Source organism: Schlesneria sp., from assembly GCF_036405755.1.
Classification (GTDB): Bacteria; Planctomycetota; Planctomycetia; order Planctomycetales; family Planctomycetaceae; genus Schlesneria; species Schlesneria sphaerica.
The window spans coordinates 1-16519 of the sequence record NZ_DASWWZ010000267.1; the positions used below are offsets into that span (position 1 = coordinate 1).

The window sequence follows — 16519 nt, forward strand, 5'->3', positions numbered from 1 at the left end:
AGAATGTCGACTTCTCTTGCAGTTCAAAACGGTCCCGGCGGTAGAAGATCGGCGAAAACTCCCCGGCTGCCTTGCCGTCATCACGACCCACTCCGTACGCGTCCATGTCCTTGAGTCGTTCTTTCAGGTCCTCAAGCTGCCCGGCCAGAACCTCCTGAAACCCGGCGATATCGGTCTGGTTGTCAGCAACGATCCTGGCCAGCCAGTCCTTGCGGTTCGGCCAGGCGTTCACGCCATCGCGAGGAGTGTTGAGACGGATGTTCCACGACATCACCGTCACGGTTTGAGCGAAGCTCGTTTGCACCATCGTGGTCAGAACGATCAAAGCGAGCAGGAGCGCTTTCATGGAATGGGTTCCCTTGTCTGCCCGTCGAAGAACCCCAAAGGGCTGACGAATAGTTGGTTTCTACTTCTCAACATTAGAAGATCGTATCGGGCGGATTTGGCGGTGTCGCCCGGGAAGCGTGAATCAGAGATTCGGCTGGAATTCTGGCTGTAGACGGATCGTCTGGCGACCCGTTGAGAACATGTATTTCACGACAAGCTCAATCGTTTGCTCCGTGAATTCGGGTTTGAACTGTTCGTCGGACAGTTGTGCCAGTCCCGCCTCGATTCACTTGGACGCGATTCCGAAACTCGCTGTTTTTCACATCACCGTCCCACTTCGAGCGTTTGAAGCGTACTCGATGAGTGAAGGAGCAGCATCGACATTCTGGCGATAGCGAACCAGGAAAGCATCGATGCAGGCTTGCAGCCATTCCACCAGCTTTGAGTCGTGCTGCCCTTCACCGATTGAAATCCAATGACCAATGCCGTGCAATCCGCTGGTGACGCAAGCAACGCTTTTGCAGTTGATTGCCGCCCAAAGCACGCCGATACAATCGTCTTGGAATTCTGGATAGGTTTGCAAAAGACTGATGCCGTCCATGTCCCACATCATGTAGACCGCACGGCAGAGTGGGTCTGTTTCTTGTGCGTCGTCCAATACGAAGATGCACATCGGGTCCAAGAGGTTCGTGTAGAAAGTTCCGATTGCACGTACACAGCGACGGCGAATGGAGTCAGGAACAGATGGGTTCATTGCATCATGCCATGAACCGTGAGGACCACAAATATTCCAGATGCCCGCCGCCAGCTGTTCTCGTGTGAATTTCATGGCCAGAAACTCAGGGTACTCGAATAGCCGAGCGTAATATTCAGCCAAATCTTGACTGGATAATTGCCAGTCTTCGTCCTCATCCGAGAGCTCTTCACCTGACTCGATAAACCAGGACTCAACCCATTTCTCGAACTCGGGCAACTGACCTGATGCTTTAGTTTCATTCATGGTTGGCCGTCTGTGGTTCGGAGGCAAAATTTGCATTCGAGACGCCAAGACCAAGTCCTGGGGCAAACTCACCGTTTTGAATCACAGTTGGAGTCCTCTACGAATGTAGGGTTTGTGGCAGGCGATCACATCGTTTCCAGGAAGTTGACAATTTAGCCACGCGGCTCCCTCCCCTGCCACGAAGGACAGCAACTCGTTCTAGGACGATAGGGGGCACCCGCGGACCCCACCATGGTTGTCGAGGTTATTACTCGTCGTCACGTCCCTCTGGGTGGGGACCGCTGCTGAGTAACCGAGGTTGAGGTGTGGGTTCGATTCCAATGGCTTGGAAGTTTGGGCTCGCGGTATTGCTGTTTGTTTCTGACACTCCTTGCTTGGGGAATTTCCCGTTGAAAGGTAAGGGATGAAGGCGAACATGGTGGTCAGACTATCGAACGTCATTCGAGCCGAGGGGGACGGCACTATGGAGGTGGCCTGCCCCGTTTTCTCAACAAATAGAATCGGGTTGGCCAGCTGGCCAAATCCTGGCCAGTCGGTGGCCAGTCCCATGTGCTGCAGTGGTTACACTTTAAGTGTTTTGAGCGGACTGGCCGGGCTGGCCAGCGGATTTCGGCAAGCGGCATGTCCCCGTTCGCGATGTTCCTGACTCGGCAGGTTGCTACTCGTGAAATTCTGAGGATCAACTGAACCAGGAAAAGTGAAAAGGTCGGACATCCAAACAGGTTGAAACCTGGGACAGGCAACGCGGATGGAGAGAGTCCCCGTTGTTCAGGGTGGGCAGTTTCACCTTCCCGCCCGCCTGAGGCTGGGGGAGAGGGGAGCCAATCTTGAGAACCGTTCAGGGTCACACGTTCCGCTCTGCAGAGGCGACAAGTCGCTTTGATGGAAAAAGGGTTATTTGACAATTCGGAAAGAATCGTGCCTCTTCCGTGGCTCATCGTACGGGCGCGGGAAGAGGCGACCCCTGGTGCTCAGCCGCTCGTTGGATTGTCGCGGTCGCTTGGCAGTTTCAGTCGTTCGAAGTGATTCGAACGACATCGTCGTAGGTCCTGCGCTCCCAACCGGTGACGGTTCCTTCCGGATTCAACAACGGAAAGATCTGAACGGGTGAGAGTTCTACTTGCCAGCGTCCATTCGAATCGGGGGCCACATTGACCTCAAGGTGTCCGTAATGCTTTCCGCCCGAGATGAGCTGTCTGCCGTTCCAGGACTCTGGGGCATCCTCATGGGCCAGGAACTTCCTGTGCGGATTGTCAAACCCGACGGAGGGTTCGCGAAGACCATCACCGCCAATACCGACATCGTAAAAGTGGATCGTGTGAGGTCTGCTCGTCCCATCGGTCAGGGTTTCCACTCCGTTTGTCTGTGACCGTTCCAGCATTTCGTCATGGCCGGAAAAGACCACATCGACTCCATAGCGGAAGAATAGTGGCTCGAGGACTCGCATGGGGATTCCTGCCTGACCTGAAAATTTTTCGTTGCCGAACGGGATGCTGTGCGGGCCGGATCCGTACATCGTGTGATGGAACTGCACGAAGGTAAAACGGCTTGTTTTCTGTGTTTCCGCCAATTGTTGTTCGAGCCAGCGGTATTGTTCGGAGCCCGGATTGAAGTCGGGCGCGTTGCTCCCTTCGAGATTATGGTTCGTATCGGCCGCTGACTTATGCGGAAGGCCGTCGCTCGAATCCAGGGTGATAATCGAAATCGGGCCATAGTCGATCCGGTAGTAGCGACCCGTATGTTTCGAGTTCGTCGCCTGATTGGAGGGGGCCTCAAAGTATGTCAGGAACTTGTCGGTGGCGAAGTTGGCTCCTTCCGCCGAATAGCCTCCACCGGGACCGGCGAAGTTCTCGTGGTTGCCGATGGCGGGGATGAGCGGCACATTCGATGCAATCGCTCCATAGTCTCCGGCGTTATGTCGCCAGAACTCGTCCCAGTCGCGTTGTTCGCCCCCTGTTTCGACCAGATCCCCTGTGACGAGAATCAGGTCTGGATTTCGGGCGGCCATGATGTGAATGTTCTGGCGATAGCCCGTCGTCTGATCGGTGACGTACTTCAGGATGTCTGTGGGGCGATTGCTGCGAGAGTTCACGGGCCAGTCGACCGGTGGGCTGGATGTTGATTCCGGCTCGGTTTCGGGGTCCGAATAGACCATGAATCGGACGGGATGATCTCTGTCAGGGGCCGTTTGAAACGTACCGGACCGCCGATCCGCTCCTTGAGTCACCTGGTAAGAATAACGGGTTCCCAATTTGAGACCGGTCACGCGAATACTGTGGATCCATGGCAGTCCGGGATGAGGGCCGCCCGGTTCTTCTGCGAAGGGGCTGTACGCGAGGGAACTGGCTTTGGTGGGCTGAGACACAAATCGCTTCAGGCCATCGGGCGTTTCCACCATCAACTCGCCGGGTGTTTCGTCTTCCGACAACCAGCGAATGGTCATGGCGTCCTTCGCAGGATTCTGAAGATACGGACGCACACGAAACGAGTCAGCTCGCAGATCGCTCTGTGTCAGTAATCCCAACACCATCGCTGCAAGAAATACGTGTTGCTTGAACATCAGGGCGTTCGTCCCCATCTCGAATAGGTAGTAACGACAAAACCAGGGTGTGCTACCCTGGCTTTCATGAGCGTGTCGTGCTGAGCTTCGCGTCAGCGGTTGCAGAGCGATACTCGCTTGGGGGCGAGTATTCGATCAGAGTCAGTCTGCCACCGGTTCAATGAGTGGGAACCAGGGGCAACTTCGCCGTTTCACCGTCTGCCCGCAAATGGGGCCCAAGTGGCAACGACCGATTGGACAACCCTACGGGAATGAACGGACGGATTCTCGTCATTCAAGTGGGATGGCTTTCTCGGCTTTCTTCCTCTCTGTTTCGGTGAGCGGTTCCAGTTCGATGTCGAACGGATTGTTCCCCGCGACCACTTCGAGCTTCAGTTCCGAATTGGCCCCCGTATAGCGAGGTGGGATCGGGAACGGTGCTTCGTAGCCGAGAGGCCACTCGAGCAGGACGGTCGTGGGGCCGATTTTGGTTCCCGGCTCGCCTTTGACGTACTCAACTCGATAAAAGCCGTTTACGTCAGTCTTGGCCGTTGCGGCCCGACCAACTTCCGGCTTGAACAGCAGGATCAGGTTTTCGACGGGATCCCCTTCCATGGTCACCGTTCCGGTCACCTTGCCGAGAGGGGGCCGGTCGGCTCCCCCACAGCCGATCGTCGTGATGACACATCCGGCCCAGAGCAAGCCTAAAGCAAAAGTCTTCTGATTGAACATCGATTTTCCGCTGCAAAGTTTCAAAGGGCGGAAAGCACCGACGACGCTGGTCGATGCTTTCCGCCGACAGGACTAGAAGAACATTCGGGTACGAAATCTTTGCCTTAGAAGTCGCCCACGATTTGTCCATCGTTTCGTGCCGCCAGGCGGGCGAACGTCGTGGTCACACAGCCGAAAGGAACCGGCGCTGTGGCGGAGGAGAGCTTCAGGTAGTCGATGTTCTCGCTAATGAGTCGCACAGAACCATCAGCCAGAACGAAATGTGCTCCCCCGACGTGGTTGCTACTGAAACCGCGTCGATCGTGTTGGAGGCCGATGGTGGCATTGATGCCGTTATAGGTCAGCCCCAATACGTTCATGGCTGCCGATTTCACATTAGCGGAAGATCCCTGGTCAACGACGGCGGCCGAGAAGCCAAAGACGTTTGCTGCTCCAACGGTCATGCCCTTGTACTGCCAGGCACGTTCGCCAACCAGCAACGTGTTGCTACTGCCATCGGTGATATCCCGCAGCCCCACATTCCCATTCTGAAAACCGACTCCCAGTGGCTGATTCAACGACTGGGCCGGGTCACGAACTTGTGGAGTCGTACTGTCTCCTGGGCCAGCGACCATCACGTAGTTCGATACTGAAATGGGAACGAGATTGCCGTTCGCGTCTTGCAGGCTGGCGATATACCAGTTCGTCGTCGTTGCTCCCGTGGTCATCGTGTCGACGTAGTTATTCGTCTGTGGTCCAACGTCCGAAGCACATCGAAAAACAGCGAGCTTATTCTGGAGGACACTTGGATTGACCGCCAGTGCCGTTTCCAGCAGGTTGTTGCCGGCATTGAGCTGGCTGTACAGCGGTGCCTGATCGATGTAGGGGAGGATAAACGTACCCCAGCTCCATAAGCTGCGCTCGCCCGATGTAATGTTGAATGCCGTCTTGGCGATGTACCCTGGAGGGAACTGGTTGTAGGCATCGTGATAGTTGTGCATCGCGAGGCCAATTTGCTTGAGACTGTTTTTACACTGGGTTCTACGTGCTGCTTCCCGCGCCTGCTGCACCGCAGGCAGCAGGAGAGCGATCAGGACTGCGATGATCGCAATGACCACCAGCAATTCAATCAGAGTAAAACCATGTCGACCGCGCCGCTTTTCTCTCATCGAAATCTCCAGAACATAAAAGACAGGACTACAAACAGAACAAATTGACATGAATTGGCGACAGCAGGACGCCATCGAATGATTCGTACCGCTTTATGATTGAGATGACGCTGGACCAGAAAACGGACTCGGTCACAGCGTTGATGTATGGCGTTGGGGCTCCCGTTGGGGCTCAGGGACACGACGATGAAAAAGTCTGCTCGATCTCAGTCGCAGCGATGACGCCTTCGACCGCAATGACCGGCCAGGTTTCAAGAATGCAGAAACGATGTGAGTCACCCGATTATACGCATCCGGACTTCAGAAGCGGCAAGGGGGGACACAGTCAGTCGTTCTGCCCCGCAAGGAATTTACGTTCTCGCGATGGGCCACCACGCTGTAAGTGGCAGAAGTGTTGCAGGCTCGTTCATCGCGGAAAAACGGACCAGCGCCTCAGCCTGGAAATTAGAGTCCAGGGTTTGCGAAGGACGCGGCTCCCTAAAAATTAGCAGCATACCAATCCTCAGGCGACATTTGAGAAGCGTATCGGTAATCATCCGGAGTGGCGGATGGGTTGAACTGCAGAATTCCGACTCATTGGAACGGACAAGACAAATGAATTGCGTAAGGCGAAGTGTTTATTCAGCAACGCGCGACGATCAGATGATCGCCTGCAGGTGTAAGCCGACTGGAAATGAATTTCATCGCGAAGACAGGCAGGGAAAGCGATTGCGATACGACCGGCGGAAGAAGAAAACCCGAAAAGGCTCTTGCTCCGCCGCATCCAATTTCTGACCAGTCACTACCAGTCGTCGAATGATTCGAGCGTCTCATTCTCCGATTATCATCTGAACATTCATGGCCCAGTTGAATCGCTGTTCAGTACTATGACGCTAGCATTTTGAAGCTGAGGCCGCAACCCTCATGTTAATTTCTTCACGCGAACTTAATGAAACCCGAAGTTGCACTCGCGCACACTTCCTGTCAGGTAGTAGCCCCGTAATTGAAACGCTGTCACTCCAGGAGAATGGGCCGGTTAGATCAGGTGAAATCAGAGGGGTGACCGATCTCAAGCGATGGCCTCGACACTTCACCGAGCGAAGAGAAGTGGGCTCATCGTTTGAAAAACAGGGCGGGCCGAAGTGATTCTCTCGCCAACCCGACTGTCAGGTGCTGGGACCTTGAGCCAGTGTCGTGGAGATCTGCCCTTGGCCTACCTTAAAGCACGGTGTTATTGAGCTCTAACTGACGCTGAATCTGTTCGAGCGACTGGGGTGAGCCGTTGACCGCCAGTACAAACACGTTGTCCCCTTCGTTCCACGCCATCCACACTCGTCGCGGGATATACTGAATCCGGGCGGCGGAAATCGGAGCCACGGGGGTGACTCCCCAGCTTGATTTAGGGACGACCATCAGCCACCCTTCTTCTGACGGGCCGCGCTTGGCACGGATTTCCAGTCGCTTTGCGGGAATCGTCAGCCGGGAGCTCGCCAGATGCACCTGCTGCCACGGGTGGTCGATGATCTGAGTCAGCGATGACCAGCTGCGAGGGAGGCGTGCTTCCGTATTTGACGGGCTTAGACTCTGGCGGTCCAGTTGTTCCCACAGGGACGTGACATTCGCGGGTGTCAGAATCGGGTTCGGGCGCTGTTGCTGACCCCACCAGAAGGCGGCAGCAAAAATGCACAGTGTGCAGACCACGGTGAATGTTCGAAGCGGACTAAACCAGCGCCGAATAGCTGCTGGGGTTGGTTTGGCCACGGTGGGTTCCGGGCTGTGGTCCTGAAGTACGGAGGTCAGGCGTTGTGCGAAGCCGGTTGGGATTTCGACCTGATTCATCGCAGGCCGAATCTGCGCGTCCCACTGCTCGATCAACTCATAGGCCTGTCGGCAGGCCGGGCAGGTCGCCAGGTGCTTGTGAAGCTCACCTTGTGAGAAATCGTGTCCCCCATGATCGGGATGCGCGAGCAGATCGAGCAGGGACTCAACCTCGGCGCAGTTCATAGTGCGACCTTCTCTCGATAATTTCTGCCGCCGACTTCCGTCTCTTCCGAAAGACGCCGCCGCAGGAAAGCTTTCGCCCTGGAAAGGCGACTCATCACGGTTCCAATCGGAAGTTGCATCTGTTCCGCGATTTCCTGATAACTGAATTCTTCAAAGTAAAACAGGATCAGCGGAGAACGATGTTCTTCCGGCAATTCCATCAGCGCCCGTTGCAGTTCGTCAGGGTCCACGAGCGAATCGGGGGGATCCTGGAGCGAAAGTGAATCGACGACCCCTTCCAGAGGCTGCGTCCTTCCCCGTTGTCGTCGAGTCGTCAGGAAGGCGTTCCTCAGGATCGAACAGAGCCATCCTTTGGCCGCATTGCAGTCGCGAAGCTGATCGCACTTCTGCTGGGCCGTCAGGAATGTCTGCTGAGTCAAATCTTCTGCGTCGACTGCATTTCCTGTCAGGCGATACGCGTAGCGATAGAGCAATTCTGCGAATTGCTCGACCAACTCGGCAATCTGAACGGGACACGAGCCTTCAGACATAAGGGACCTCAACCTATCAGAGACGCTGTCGTGATCAAAAAATTCCCTGACCAGTTCAAAATTTTTCGTTAAGGGGGATTGATGGGGATGCGCCCTCCCCTTCCCGCGAAACGAGTGTCCGCCCTGACGACTGTATCCTAACACGACACGTTCCCCCGGGTTACCGTCAGCGGGTGGAATTGTACGCGCTTCAGAAACGGTCGTTGCACCCAATCTTGTTGCGGCCTGTTTTCCGACTTAGACTGGGATGCCGTTTGCGAATCGGGACGGGACCTTGGCGCATTGTCGTCGGCGTGACCACTTGTATCGCGGGCTTGTTATCTCGCATCCGGTTTGCGGCTTCCTGTGGAGATCATTCGCGATGTCTTCCGCTCTCATTTCCCGACGTGACCTCCTGTGGCAGTACGGTGGTGGTCTGGGCGGAGTTGCTCTCGCCAGCCTGTGTGATCGAGAACTCGCTGCAAACGCCGGACGTACGTTTGCCGTCACGGGGGCACGTGCGAACCAGGGCGTTCTGGACGTCTTGCATGTTCCCCCCAAAGCGACTCGCGTTGTTCAGTTTTTTATGGCGGGGGCCGCCAGTCACATTGATCTGTATGACCATAAGCCCGAGCTGGAAAAGCGAAACGGCCAGCCGTGGGACCCGGGCGAAAAAGTCGAGCTGTTCCAGAACGGACACGGAGCAACCTTCGCACCACCGTGGAAATGGAATTCCTACGGCGAGTGTGGAAAAGAACTGTCAGAGATCAGTGCGCCCCTGGGATCCGTGGTAGATGAGGTGGCCTTTATCCACAATCTGGTTGGCAAAACAGGAGTTCACAGTTCCGCGACGCTGCTGCAGGCAACAGGCTTTCAGATGCCCGGCTTCCCGGGAATGGGAGCGTGGGTCAGCTATGGCCTGGGAAGTATGAACGACAACCTGCCGACGTTTGTTGTGATGCCGGATCATCGCGGCTTTCCCTCAAACGGTCAGAAGAACTGGGATTCGGCATTCCTTCCCGCGCTGCACCAGGGGACACTGATTCGCCCCGGCGCGGTGAATCCGATCGAGGATCTGTTCCCGATCGAGGGGCTGGTGTCGAAAGAGGCAGACGCGGCTGGCCTGAGTGTCATGAACCGGCTCAATCGACTTCACGCAGAATCCAGGACGGGCGACTCAAGGCTGGAAGCGAGGATCAAGTCCTACGAGCTTGCCGCCCGTATGCAACTGGCCGCGCCCGAAGCTCTGGAGATTACCAACGAACCTCAGCACATTCTGAGAATGTACGGTCTGGACCAGGGCGGGGGCGAGTTCCCCAAGGAGATCAACGTTCCTGAAGAGACGGACATCTTTGGGCGGAAATGTCTGATTGCCCGCAGGCTGCTCGAACGGGGTGTTCGATTCGTTCAGATCTGGTCGGGATGCGATAATGGATTTCCTCGCCGAAACTGGGATTCGCACGAGGACGTCCCCCGGGATCACGGACCGTTGGCTCTGGGGATGTCACGCGGGGCAGCGGCGCTGATCGCCGATCTCAAACAGCGGGGCATGCTGGAAGACACCATCATTCACTGGACCACCGAATTCGGCCGCATGCCCTGTGCCCAGGGAGGTCTGGGACGCGATCACAATCCATTCGTCTTCACGAACTGGCTGGCGGGAGGGGGCATCAAAGGGGGAACCACCTACGGTGAAAGCGACGAATGGGGTTACAAGCCACTGGATCGGGCGAATCCGACGCAAGTCTACGATATCCATGCCACGATGCTGCATCTGCTGGGGATCGACCATACGCGACTCACCCTTCGTCACAATGGAATCGATCGTCGACTGACCGACGTGCACGGGCACGTCATTCAGGAAATTCTGGCGTGATGCCCTGACGCCCTCCGGCCCCGCCGATCAGAGAACTCGCTGAATGCGTGCAAGCGGGGTTCGTCGTCATCGTCTGGCGGCGACTGTCCTGTGATCCTTGTTCCGCAAGTCATCTGTTTCGACAGGGATCGCCAGCCTTGAGCCCTAGGGATCGAATCTCTTCCAGAACTCGGCATCATCGTCCGGGGCGAGCGGAAGGGATTCCTGTGTCTTTCTGGGTGAGCCAGACTTGGCTTGCGGTTGAGTCGGCGGTAGCGGCGGGGGCTTGATCTTGGGCTTCGCAGCCGATGGAGCAACAGGTTGGTTGCCGTTGGCGATCAGTTCTTTTGAGTCGGCTGTGTCGCGAAGGAAGTCCAGAAGATCCTGATCTTCAGTCACAGGAACGGCCGCCGACGAATTGCTCGCAGGCTTCACGACTGCTGTTCCATTGCCGGGACGGGTTGCTGCCGGGGTGACACTCTTTCTGGGTGCCGTAGTTGGCGGAGGTGCCGCCGGCCTGACCGTCGCCTTCTTATCCACGATTGCCGGAGACTGGCAATGGGGGCACTTGCCACCGGCGTCGATCGGCTCGCCGCACTGATTGCACAGGGGGATCGGGCGACTGGATTCCTCGAGTTTCGTCAGGATCGATTCTGCCGGTCTGGTGATCCTCGGAAGTGGTGCAGGGGGCGCAGCGGGCTTTCGTTCTTCCGCGAGGGGACCGATGGGAAAATCGAGATTGATCGATTCGGCCGGGGCCTGATTTGTCGCCGCGACGGCTGTCTTCTCGGGTTCAAGGCGGATGATCTCGTCAACATCCTGATCCGCGTCATGCAGGGCTGATACAACCAGATTCTCGGGTCTGACGATCTCGGTCTGGGCCTCCTGTCCCGTCGCCTGCACCTTGGCGGCAACATGAACCCGGGCTTGCTCATCGTAGGAGATGGTGACTTCGATCTCTGTTCCTTCCGGTAGATTCTCGGGAAGCGGCTCAATCAGACAGTCGCCCAGTTCCACAAAATCGGAATCCGCCGCCGTGCCGCTTTCGACAATTCGCAGATGAACCCGCCGCTGGTTGTCTGACACCGTTCCGTACGACTGTTTGACGGATGCGGGGAGCGGTGTGTGTGCCGGAAGAATGTAGTTCGGTACGCGCTGTCCCGTTTCCTGATCCCGAATCAGAACGCCGAGCGCTCGCGCGCTGGAACTTTTCTGTTTGAATTGGGCGAGTCGGTCGAAGGCCTGAGGCTTCAGAATCGATTTGGCGAAGGAATTGTTCGTCAGCAACATGCCTGCGTAGTACGTCGCTCCATGCGCGATGGACTGATCTGGAGACAACGAAGTGTTGAGGGTTCGTCCGCTGAGATCCTTCAGCATCTTGCGAACCATCGGCATGCGCGACGACCCGCCCGTCGTCAGGACCACGTCGACCCGGGCCCAACCCATCTTTCGTTCTGCCAGAAGGTCCAGCGTCAGTTGCTTCATCCGTTCAACCAGGTCTTTGGTAAGACGCTCGAACTGTTCCACTTCGACCTGGTACGTTTTCCGTTGTCCTCCGGCGACCACCGTCATCGCGGCTTTCGGCCTCACAGAAAGACTTCTTTTGGTTTGCTCGGCCTCCATCGCCAGTGCCTGAGCACTCTCACGATCCTTCATCGGATCGACACCGAATTCTTTGTGAAACTGCTTACCGATGGCCGTTTCCAGCGCGCGGTTCCAGTCGAGACCTCCCAGATGCAGATCCCCGCCGCTGGCGATCACGCTGACTTCGTTCGGCTGATACTTGACCAGCGAAAGATCAAACGTGCCGCCACCCAGATCGACCACCATGACGGTCTGACTGGTGGCGAGTTCCGTAAACCAGATTCCTTCGGTTCCGAGCACGAAGCACAAGGCGGCTGCAACGGGTTCGTTAATAATGTCGACGTGCGTCAGCCCGGCACGCTTCCCTGCTTCGGCGGTGGCCTGCCTCTGCACATCGCTGAACTGAGCGGGAACCGTAATGACGGCACTCGTGATATTGCCGAGTTTCTCGCGAGCAGAATCGAGCAGTGATTTCAGAATGAGCGTGCTGACATCGACGGGTGAGTAGCTTTTCCCGGCGATCTTCCAGCGGTGAGTGGGGCTGCCCATATACCGTTTTGCATGTACGATCACTCGATCGGGATGCCGGATGGAATTGCGCAGGGCTTCGGTGCCGACGATGGCCTCGTTACCGTCGAAGAAGACCGCCGAAGCAGTCGAAAGTTCGCCATCTTTATTGGGGATCGAAACCGGTTCGCCGTGCTCGTTCAAATAGGCAATACATGAATATGTTGTACCCAAGTCGATGCCGACGGCGTGTGTCGGATTCATATGTCGCTGCTCTTCAAGATAGGGGCGTTCGGTGCTGGCGAAACTCGTCGGGCCGAGAAGTGCTCGTTCCGCTCAAGGATTTGATTTTACGCTGACCTAAGAGACCTGTTGGAAGGGATGTCGAATTTCAAAGGCTCCTCGCGGAACAGCGGCGCATCGAAATCGTCTGAAGTTATGGTAACATTGCATTTTGGCGTCCGCTACAGGGGATTTTTCATGGAACGGCCATCGGAAGCACGAACGCTTCTTCTGATTCTTCCCGTGCTGCTTGTGCTGGTTGCCTCGGCATACGGTCAGACTGATTCGACCGCGGGACTCACTTCGTCCGTCGAATGGCTCACGGGAGCCCGCTATCGACAGGAGCTCGAACAGCCCTTTTCCGGTAGCTGGACGAGTGTGGAATATCGAGCGCTGTTGAATGATGTCGGTGCCGATCGGCAAATCGCCATTGTGATCGATCGCAGGGTTGATCCTTCCGTGGAACTGCCGATCGACGTGACCACCGCTTCTTTGCGGACGGGGCTGCTCAGTATTGCCCGGCACGCTGATGCGGACGTGTCGTTCCCCGATAATGTGGTCTACATCGGTCCCCGGCAGGCTGCCAGAAAGCTAAGAACCCTGATCGAACAGAGAGAACTTGAGGTGCAATCCAGGGAGAGCGGGATTGCTCGTGGGCGACGTTCGGAACTATTGAAACATCAAACCTTCACGTCGCGGGATCTTGAGACTCCGCGTGAAGTGCTCGATCGATTTTCGCAGAGTGCCAGGATCACGGTTTCTAACGCTGATCTGATTCCTCACGACCTGTGGGCGGGGATGACGCTGCCCGATGTCTCGGTTATTGAGGCCCTCAGCGTCGTGCTGATCCAGTTCGATTTGACCTTCGGGTGGCGTGAACAGGGGGCGAGTATCGAACTGATGCCGGTCCCGGAAACAGTTGCCGTCGAACGCAAGCATCGGTCCCGGCAGAAGCGGGACGAAGCGCTGGAGATGATTCGTTCACAACTGCCGCGTGTCGATGCACAGCTCGTCAAAACGGACATTGTTGTCAAAGGGACTGTTGAGGATCAGGAAGCGGTCGCGGGGCTGCTCCGGGGTGAACCGGTTGGCGGCTCGACTCGCATTGAAGCTCCGAAGCCGCTGCGAGAGCAGCAATTCTCGCTGGAGGCTTCCGGGGTTCCGGTGCTCGCTCTCATGAAGAAGCTCGAGGAATCGGCGGTGACCTTCGAATACGATGAAGGCGAGTTCCTTGCCGCGGGGATTGATCTTCAGCAGAAAGTCGAGATCAAAGTGAGGAAGGTCTCGGCAGACGATTTCTTTAAGCAGATCTTCGATCCCATCGGGGTGCAATTTCAGATCGAGCAACTCACTGTGAAGCTGAAACCCAAGCCGCCGCAATAAGTGAGCATCGACTGGGAGGGAAGCAGAGGCTTGCAGACCGGATGGCCTACCGTGGGGGGGGGGGGACCTTTGGTTCGATCGCCCGTCGTGCCCCTGAATGTTCATTGGTCGCAACAGGGAAAACAAAAACCACAGCTCCGGTGAGGGACGCTGTGGTTATGTTGTTCGTATCAGACGGGATCAGGACTTTTCTCGCTTGGCGACCCAGTCGCGCGTCTGGGTGGACCCGTTCCGTTCGTTTTCGGTCTTGCCGGTGATGGTGTCCCCTTCGAGTTTGCCCGAGTACTTCGTGGTGAACGAGTTACCGTTTCTCATTCGGGTCACGGAGAATGAGACGACGCCGTCTTTGAACTTGCCGTCTTCGATGTTGACTTCGTTGTTGTTACGGCCGGGCATCGATCCGGTCAGCTTGTCTCCTTCGAGCTTCAGCTTCAAAGTCACGTCACGTGACTGATTGTTCTGGGGGTTGGTGAAGGACCATTTCCAGGTACCGGTAGGATCGGCGTCCGCGGCGTTTGCCTGACCCAGAAAGCCAAAAAACGCCAGGCTGAGAATCAGTAGATCACGTCGTTGCATCTGACTTTCCTTGAATGGATACACCTGTTGAATCGTCTGCCTCACTAACGGCAGACCGTCATGCGCGGGCAAGAGTTTCGTAATGATTCATTACTTTCTTACCATCGGTTGTCGAGACGCGCATTTCAAGCACTAGTCGGCGGGAACTAGGTGAAATCCAGCTGAAGTCGATGCGATGCGACAGTGTGTATCAACTGGTCAAGGTGACGATCGTTCAGCGTGCCCCGACGAGCCACTCGGCCACATTCAACCAGAAGCGGTTGTAATGTTCCCAGAAGACGAAGTTACAGCCCCAGTGCGGGGCTGGATCGGAGGTGTAGGCGATCGACCGACCTTTGCCGATCTGGCCGACGGCGAGCAGCGGGTCGGTCGTGCCGGTCCAGCGGGCGATGATCTGTCCTCCCTCTTTCGGCTTGACCTGATTGTATCCCAGGATCGGTGGGAGGGATGAGAAATCAATTCCTCTCAGGATCGGGTGGTCCGCATCGAGCACTTCCGCCGTGTAGCCTTCGGTGCTCTCGACGAGGTCTTCGTAGTCGAGGCAGGTGACGGGCAGGAGTTCACGCAGCCGGCAGCGTCCCCAGCCCCCCATGCCATGGTCTCCGCTGAAGCTTTGCCAGCCCCCGAGAAACATGACGCCCATCCCCCCTTCTACAGCTTCGATCGTCAAGCGAATCCGATCTGGAAACGTCAGGATCTGTTGGCCGAAGCCTTCCCGCTTGAAGAAGGCGGGGGCCAGTTGAAAGTTTCGCGCCTCGACATCGGAAAAGATCACGGCGTCGTAGGACGCGAGGATCTCTTCGTATTCCCCCGGCTTGAGCATGTAAAAGTCCCAACCGGGGACACTGGTCACCTGGTGCTCGCCGGTCGATTCAATCGCTTCTTTCAGCCACTTACCATAGTTAAAGATTTCTGTCCCTTTCACGGAGTGGTGAAAAGGAGATTCGGCGTAGACCGGCCCCAGTTGAATGGCCCAGTCGCCCACGTAGTAAATCTTTGCCATGACGGTGTCGTTCCGAAAGCGTGTCTTGTCTGGATGCGTCAGAGGGGGGGGCGACTGCGGCGAACTACTGCTCGTTTCCGGTGGCCGGTGCTTCCGGCGCATCGGGGTTGAAGTCTCCGCCGCTCAATTTTTTCAGCATCTGCTGGATATCAAACACCCCTTTGTAAGCAACGAACAAAGTGATCGTGCTGTACCAGACGAGTGTAGCGATGGCCAGCAGACTCCAGAACCAGCGATACGTTTCCATGAATGTGCTTTCATCCAGGTTCATGAGCAAGCGAGGCGGCGACATCAGTTCTGTGCAGCGGGCCGGGGCTTCAGCAGCGAGAAGAGTACCATGGACACTGCGGAAAGCGCGAAGGCAGAAATTTTGGCCCGGTCCTGCGTGAATCCGTACGAATCATGCAAAGTCGCAGCCCCGCCGGGAATTGTCTTCTCCAGAACCAGATAACCGATGGGAAATGCGGCACCGACGACAATCGCGGCGGCAGCGCCCCAGTTATTGGCCCCTTTCCAGTAACAGCAGGCGATCAGCAGCACTGACATACTGGAAAGATAAACCGTTCCCGTAGTGGTCAGATAATCCCACAGGCCCCCTTCGAGTTTATAAAAGAGGCCGTAGAAGAACAGAAATACCCCGATTGCGGCGACGATCATACGGTTAATCAGCAGACCTGTTGCTTCGGACGTTTTGCTTCGGCGGAACGGGCCGAGGATGTCGTTATAGATGACTGCCGCCCAGGTAATCATGTAGGACGAGTCGGTCGACATATCTGCTGCCAGCATGGCCGCCACCAGCAATCCCATGAGACCGATCGGAACGAACGTGCTGAGGTAAATGGGCATCGCCTGCAACGTGGCGTTGGAGGGATCGGTTGCCCGCGACGCAAGAATGTCAGGGCTGAGCATCGCGAGTGCTGCGATCCCCCAGATACCGGGGATCAGAAAGCGACAGACGAAGAAGAAGCTGGTGCCGATGTAGACCTTCTGTCCCGTCCACGTATCCTTTGCCGCCAGCAGTCTGGCAATCGTCGTTTGCCAGGTCAGCGTGGCTGCAATCTGAACAAACGCCTGAGCCAGCACATATTCAA

14 protein-coding genes are annotated in these 16519 nt (G+C 56.4%); 2 read left to right on the plus strand and 12 right to left on the minus strand.

Annotation, left to right across the window (positions count from 1 at the left end):
• The 7 genes from VGE80_RS09290 to VGE80_RS09320 all read right to left on the minus strand — a co-directional run.
• Positions 1-346, minus strand: a 346-nt coding sequence (locus tag VGE80_RS09290; protein ID WP_440592458.1) for an endonuclease/exonuclease/phosphatase family protein, incomplete at its 3' end; no start/stop codon positions are given.
• A gap of 300 nt (positions 347-646) precedes the next feature.
• Complete coding sequence (locus VGE80_RS09295) at positions 647-1327, minus strand: hypothetical protein (protein ID WP_440592459.1); 681 nt, start codon at positions 1325-1327, stop codon at positions 647-649.
• A gap of 1009 nt (positions 1328-2336) precedes the next feature.
• Complete coding sequence (locus VGE80_RS09300; RefSeq protein ID WP_440592460.1) at positions 2337-3887, minus strand: metallophosphoesterase; 1551 nt, start codon at positions 3885-3887, stop codon at positions 2337-2339.
• Positions 3888-4157: 270 nt separating this feature from the next.
• The gene (locus tag VGE80_RS09305; RefSeq protein ID WP_440592461.1) at positions 4158-4598 is read right to left on the minus strand and encodes a hypothetical protein; all 441 of its coding nucleotides are present in this window, start codon (positions 4596-4598) and stop codon (positions 4158-4160) included.
• A 104-nt stretch (positions 4599-4702) separates the two neighbouring features.
• The gene (locus VGE80_RS09310; RefSeq protein WP_373649657.1) at positions 4703-5746 is read right to left on the minus strand and encodes a DUF1559 family PulG-like putative transporter; all 1044 of its coding nucleotides are present in this window, start codon (positions 5744-5746) and stop codon (positions 4703-4705) included.
• A gap of 1197 nt (positions 5747-6943) precedes the next feature.
• Entirely contained in the window at positions 6944-7729 is a 786-nt protein-coding gene (locus VGE80_RS09315; RefSeq protein ID WP_373649658.1) for a hypothetical protein, read from the minus strand.
• Positions 7726-8259: an RNA polymerase sigma factor gene (locus VGE80_RS09320; RefSeq protein ID WP_440592462.1), complete on the minus strand. Its 534-nt coding sequence runs from the start codon at positions 8257-8259 to the stop codon at positions 7726-7728. The genes VGE80_RS09315 and VGE80_RS09320 overlap by 4 nt, the downstream gene beginning before the upstream one ends.
• 361 nt (positions 8260-8620) lie before the next feature.
• On the opposite strand from VGE80_RS09320, the gene VGE80_RS09325 reads away from it, so the two are divergent.
• Positions 8621-10114 carry a DUF1501 domain-containing protein gene (locus tag VGE80_RS09325; protein WP_440592463.1) on the plus strand — a complete coding sequence of 498 codons (1494 nt, stop codon included), beginning with the start codon at positions 8621-8623 and terminating at the stop codon, positions 10112-10114.
• Positions 10115-10258: 144 nt separating this feature from the next.
• Here VGE80_RS09325 and VGE80_RS09330 read toward each other — a convergent pair whose 3' ends face one another.
• A complete protein-coding gene (locus VGE80_RS09330; protein WP_440592464.1) occupies positions 10259-12448 on the minus strand; it encodes an Hsp70 family protein in 2190 nt (729 codons plus the stop codon).
• A 216-nt stretch (positions 12449-12664) separates the two neighbouring features.
• Between VGE80_RS09330 and VGE80_RS09335 the strand changes: the two genes are divergently transcribed.
• The gene (locus tag VGE80_RS09335) at positions 12665-13849 is read left to right on the plus strand and encodes a hypothetical protein (RefSeq protein WP_373649662.1); all 1185 of its coding nucleotides are present in this window, start codon (positions 12665-12667) and stop codon (positions 13847-13849) included.
• A 180-nt stretch (positions 13850-14029) separates the two neighbouring features.
• Here VGE80_RS09335 and VGE80_RS09340 read toward each other — a convergent pair whose 3' ends face one another.
• From VGE80_RS09340 to VGE80_RS09355, 4 genes are all read right to left on the minus strand, one after another.
• Positions 14030-14425 carry a hypothetical protein gene (locus VGE80_RS09340; protein WP_440592465.1) on the minus strand — a complete coding sequence of 132 codons (396 nt, stop codon included), beginning with the start codon at positions 14423-14425 and terminating at the stop codon, positions 14030-14032.
• A gap of 214 nt (positions 14426-14639) precedes the next feature.
• Positions 14640-15428: a glutamine amidotransferase gene (locus VGE80_RS09345; protein ID WP_440592466.1), complete on the minus strand. Its 789-nt coding sequence runs from the start codon at positions 15426-15428 to the stop codon at positions 14640-14642.
• Between the two features lie 64 nt (positions 15429-15492).
• Positions 15493-15675: a hypothetical protein gene (locus VGE80_RS09350; RefSeq protein ID WP_373649665.1), complete on the minus strand. Its 183-nt coding sequence runs from the start codon at positions 15673-15675 to the stop codon at positions 15493-15495.
• A gap of 44 nt (positions 15676-15719) precedes the next feature.
• A partial coding sequence (locus VGE80_RS09355) for a sodium:solute symporter family transporter (protein ID WP_440592467.1) occupies positions 15720-16519 on the minus strand: 800 nt, incomplete at its 5' end.

Excerpts from the sequence above, each read along its gene's own strand:
- VGE80_RS09345 (WP_440592466.1), bottom strand. The coding sequence starts at position 15,428 with ATGGCAAAGATTTACTACGTGGGCGACTGGGCCATTCAACTGGGGCCG.
- VGE80_RS09305 (WP_440592461.1), bottom strand. The coding sequence starts at position 4,598 with ATGTTCAATCAGAAGACTTTTGCTTTAGGCTTGCTCTGGGCCGGATGT.
- VGE80_RS09330 (WP_440592464.1), bottom strand. The coding sequence starts at position 12,448 with ATGAATCCGACACACGCCGTCGGCATCGACTTGGGTACAACATATTCA.
- VGE80_RS09350 (WP_373649665.1), bottom strand. The coding sequence starts at position 15,675 with ATGGAAACGTATCGCTGGTTCTGGAGTCTGCTGGCCATCGCTACACTC.
- VGE80_RS09335 (WP_373649662.1), top strand. The coding sequence starts at position 12,665 with ATGGAACGGCCATCGGAAGCACGAACGCTTCTTCTGATTCTTCCCGTG.
- VGE80_RS09295 (WP_440592459.1), bottom strand. The coding sequence starts at position 1,327 with ATGAATGAAACTAAAGCATCAGGTCAGTTGCCCGAGTTCGAGAAATGG.
- VGE80_RS09325 (WP_440592463.1), top strand. The coding sequence starts at position 8,621 with ATGTCTTCCGCTCTCATTTCCCGACGTGACCTCCTGTGGCAGTACGGT.
- VGE80_RS09315 (WP_373649658.1), bottom strand. The coding sequence starts at position 7,729 with ATGAACTGCGCCGAGGTTGAGTCCCTGCTCGATCTGCTCGCGCATCCC.
- VGE80_RS09310 (WP_373649657.1), bottom strand. The coding sequence starts at position 5,746 with ATGAGAGAAAAGCGGCGCGGTCGACATGGTTTTACTCTGATTGAATTG.
- VGE80_RS09340 (WP_440592465.1), bottom strand. The coding sequence starts at position 14,425 with ATGCAACGACGTGATCTACTGATTCTCAGCCTGGCGTTTTTTGGCTTT.
- VGE80_RS09320 (WP_440592462.1), bottom strand. The coding sequence starts at position 8,259 with ATGTCTGAAGGCTCGTGTCCCGTTCAGATTGCCGAGTTGGTCGAGCAA.
- VGE80_RS09300 (WP_440592460.1), bottom strand. The coding sequence starts at position 3,887 with ATGTTCAAGCAACACGTATTTCTTGCAGCGATGGTGTTGGGATTACTG.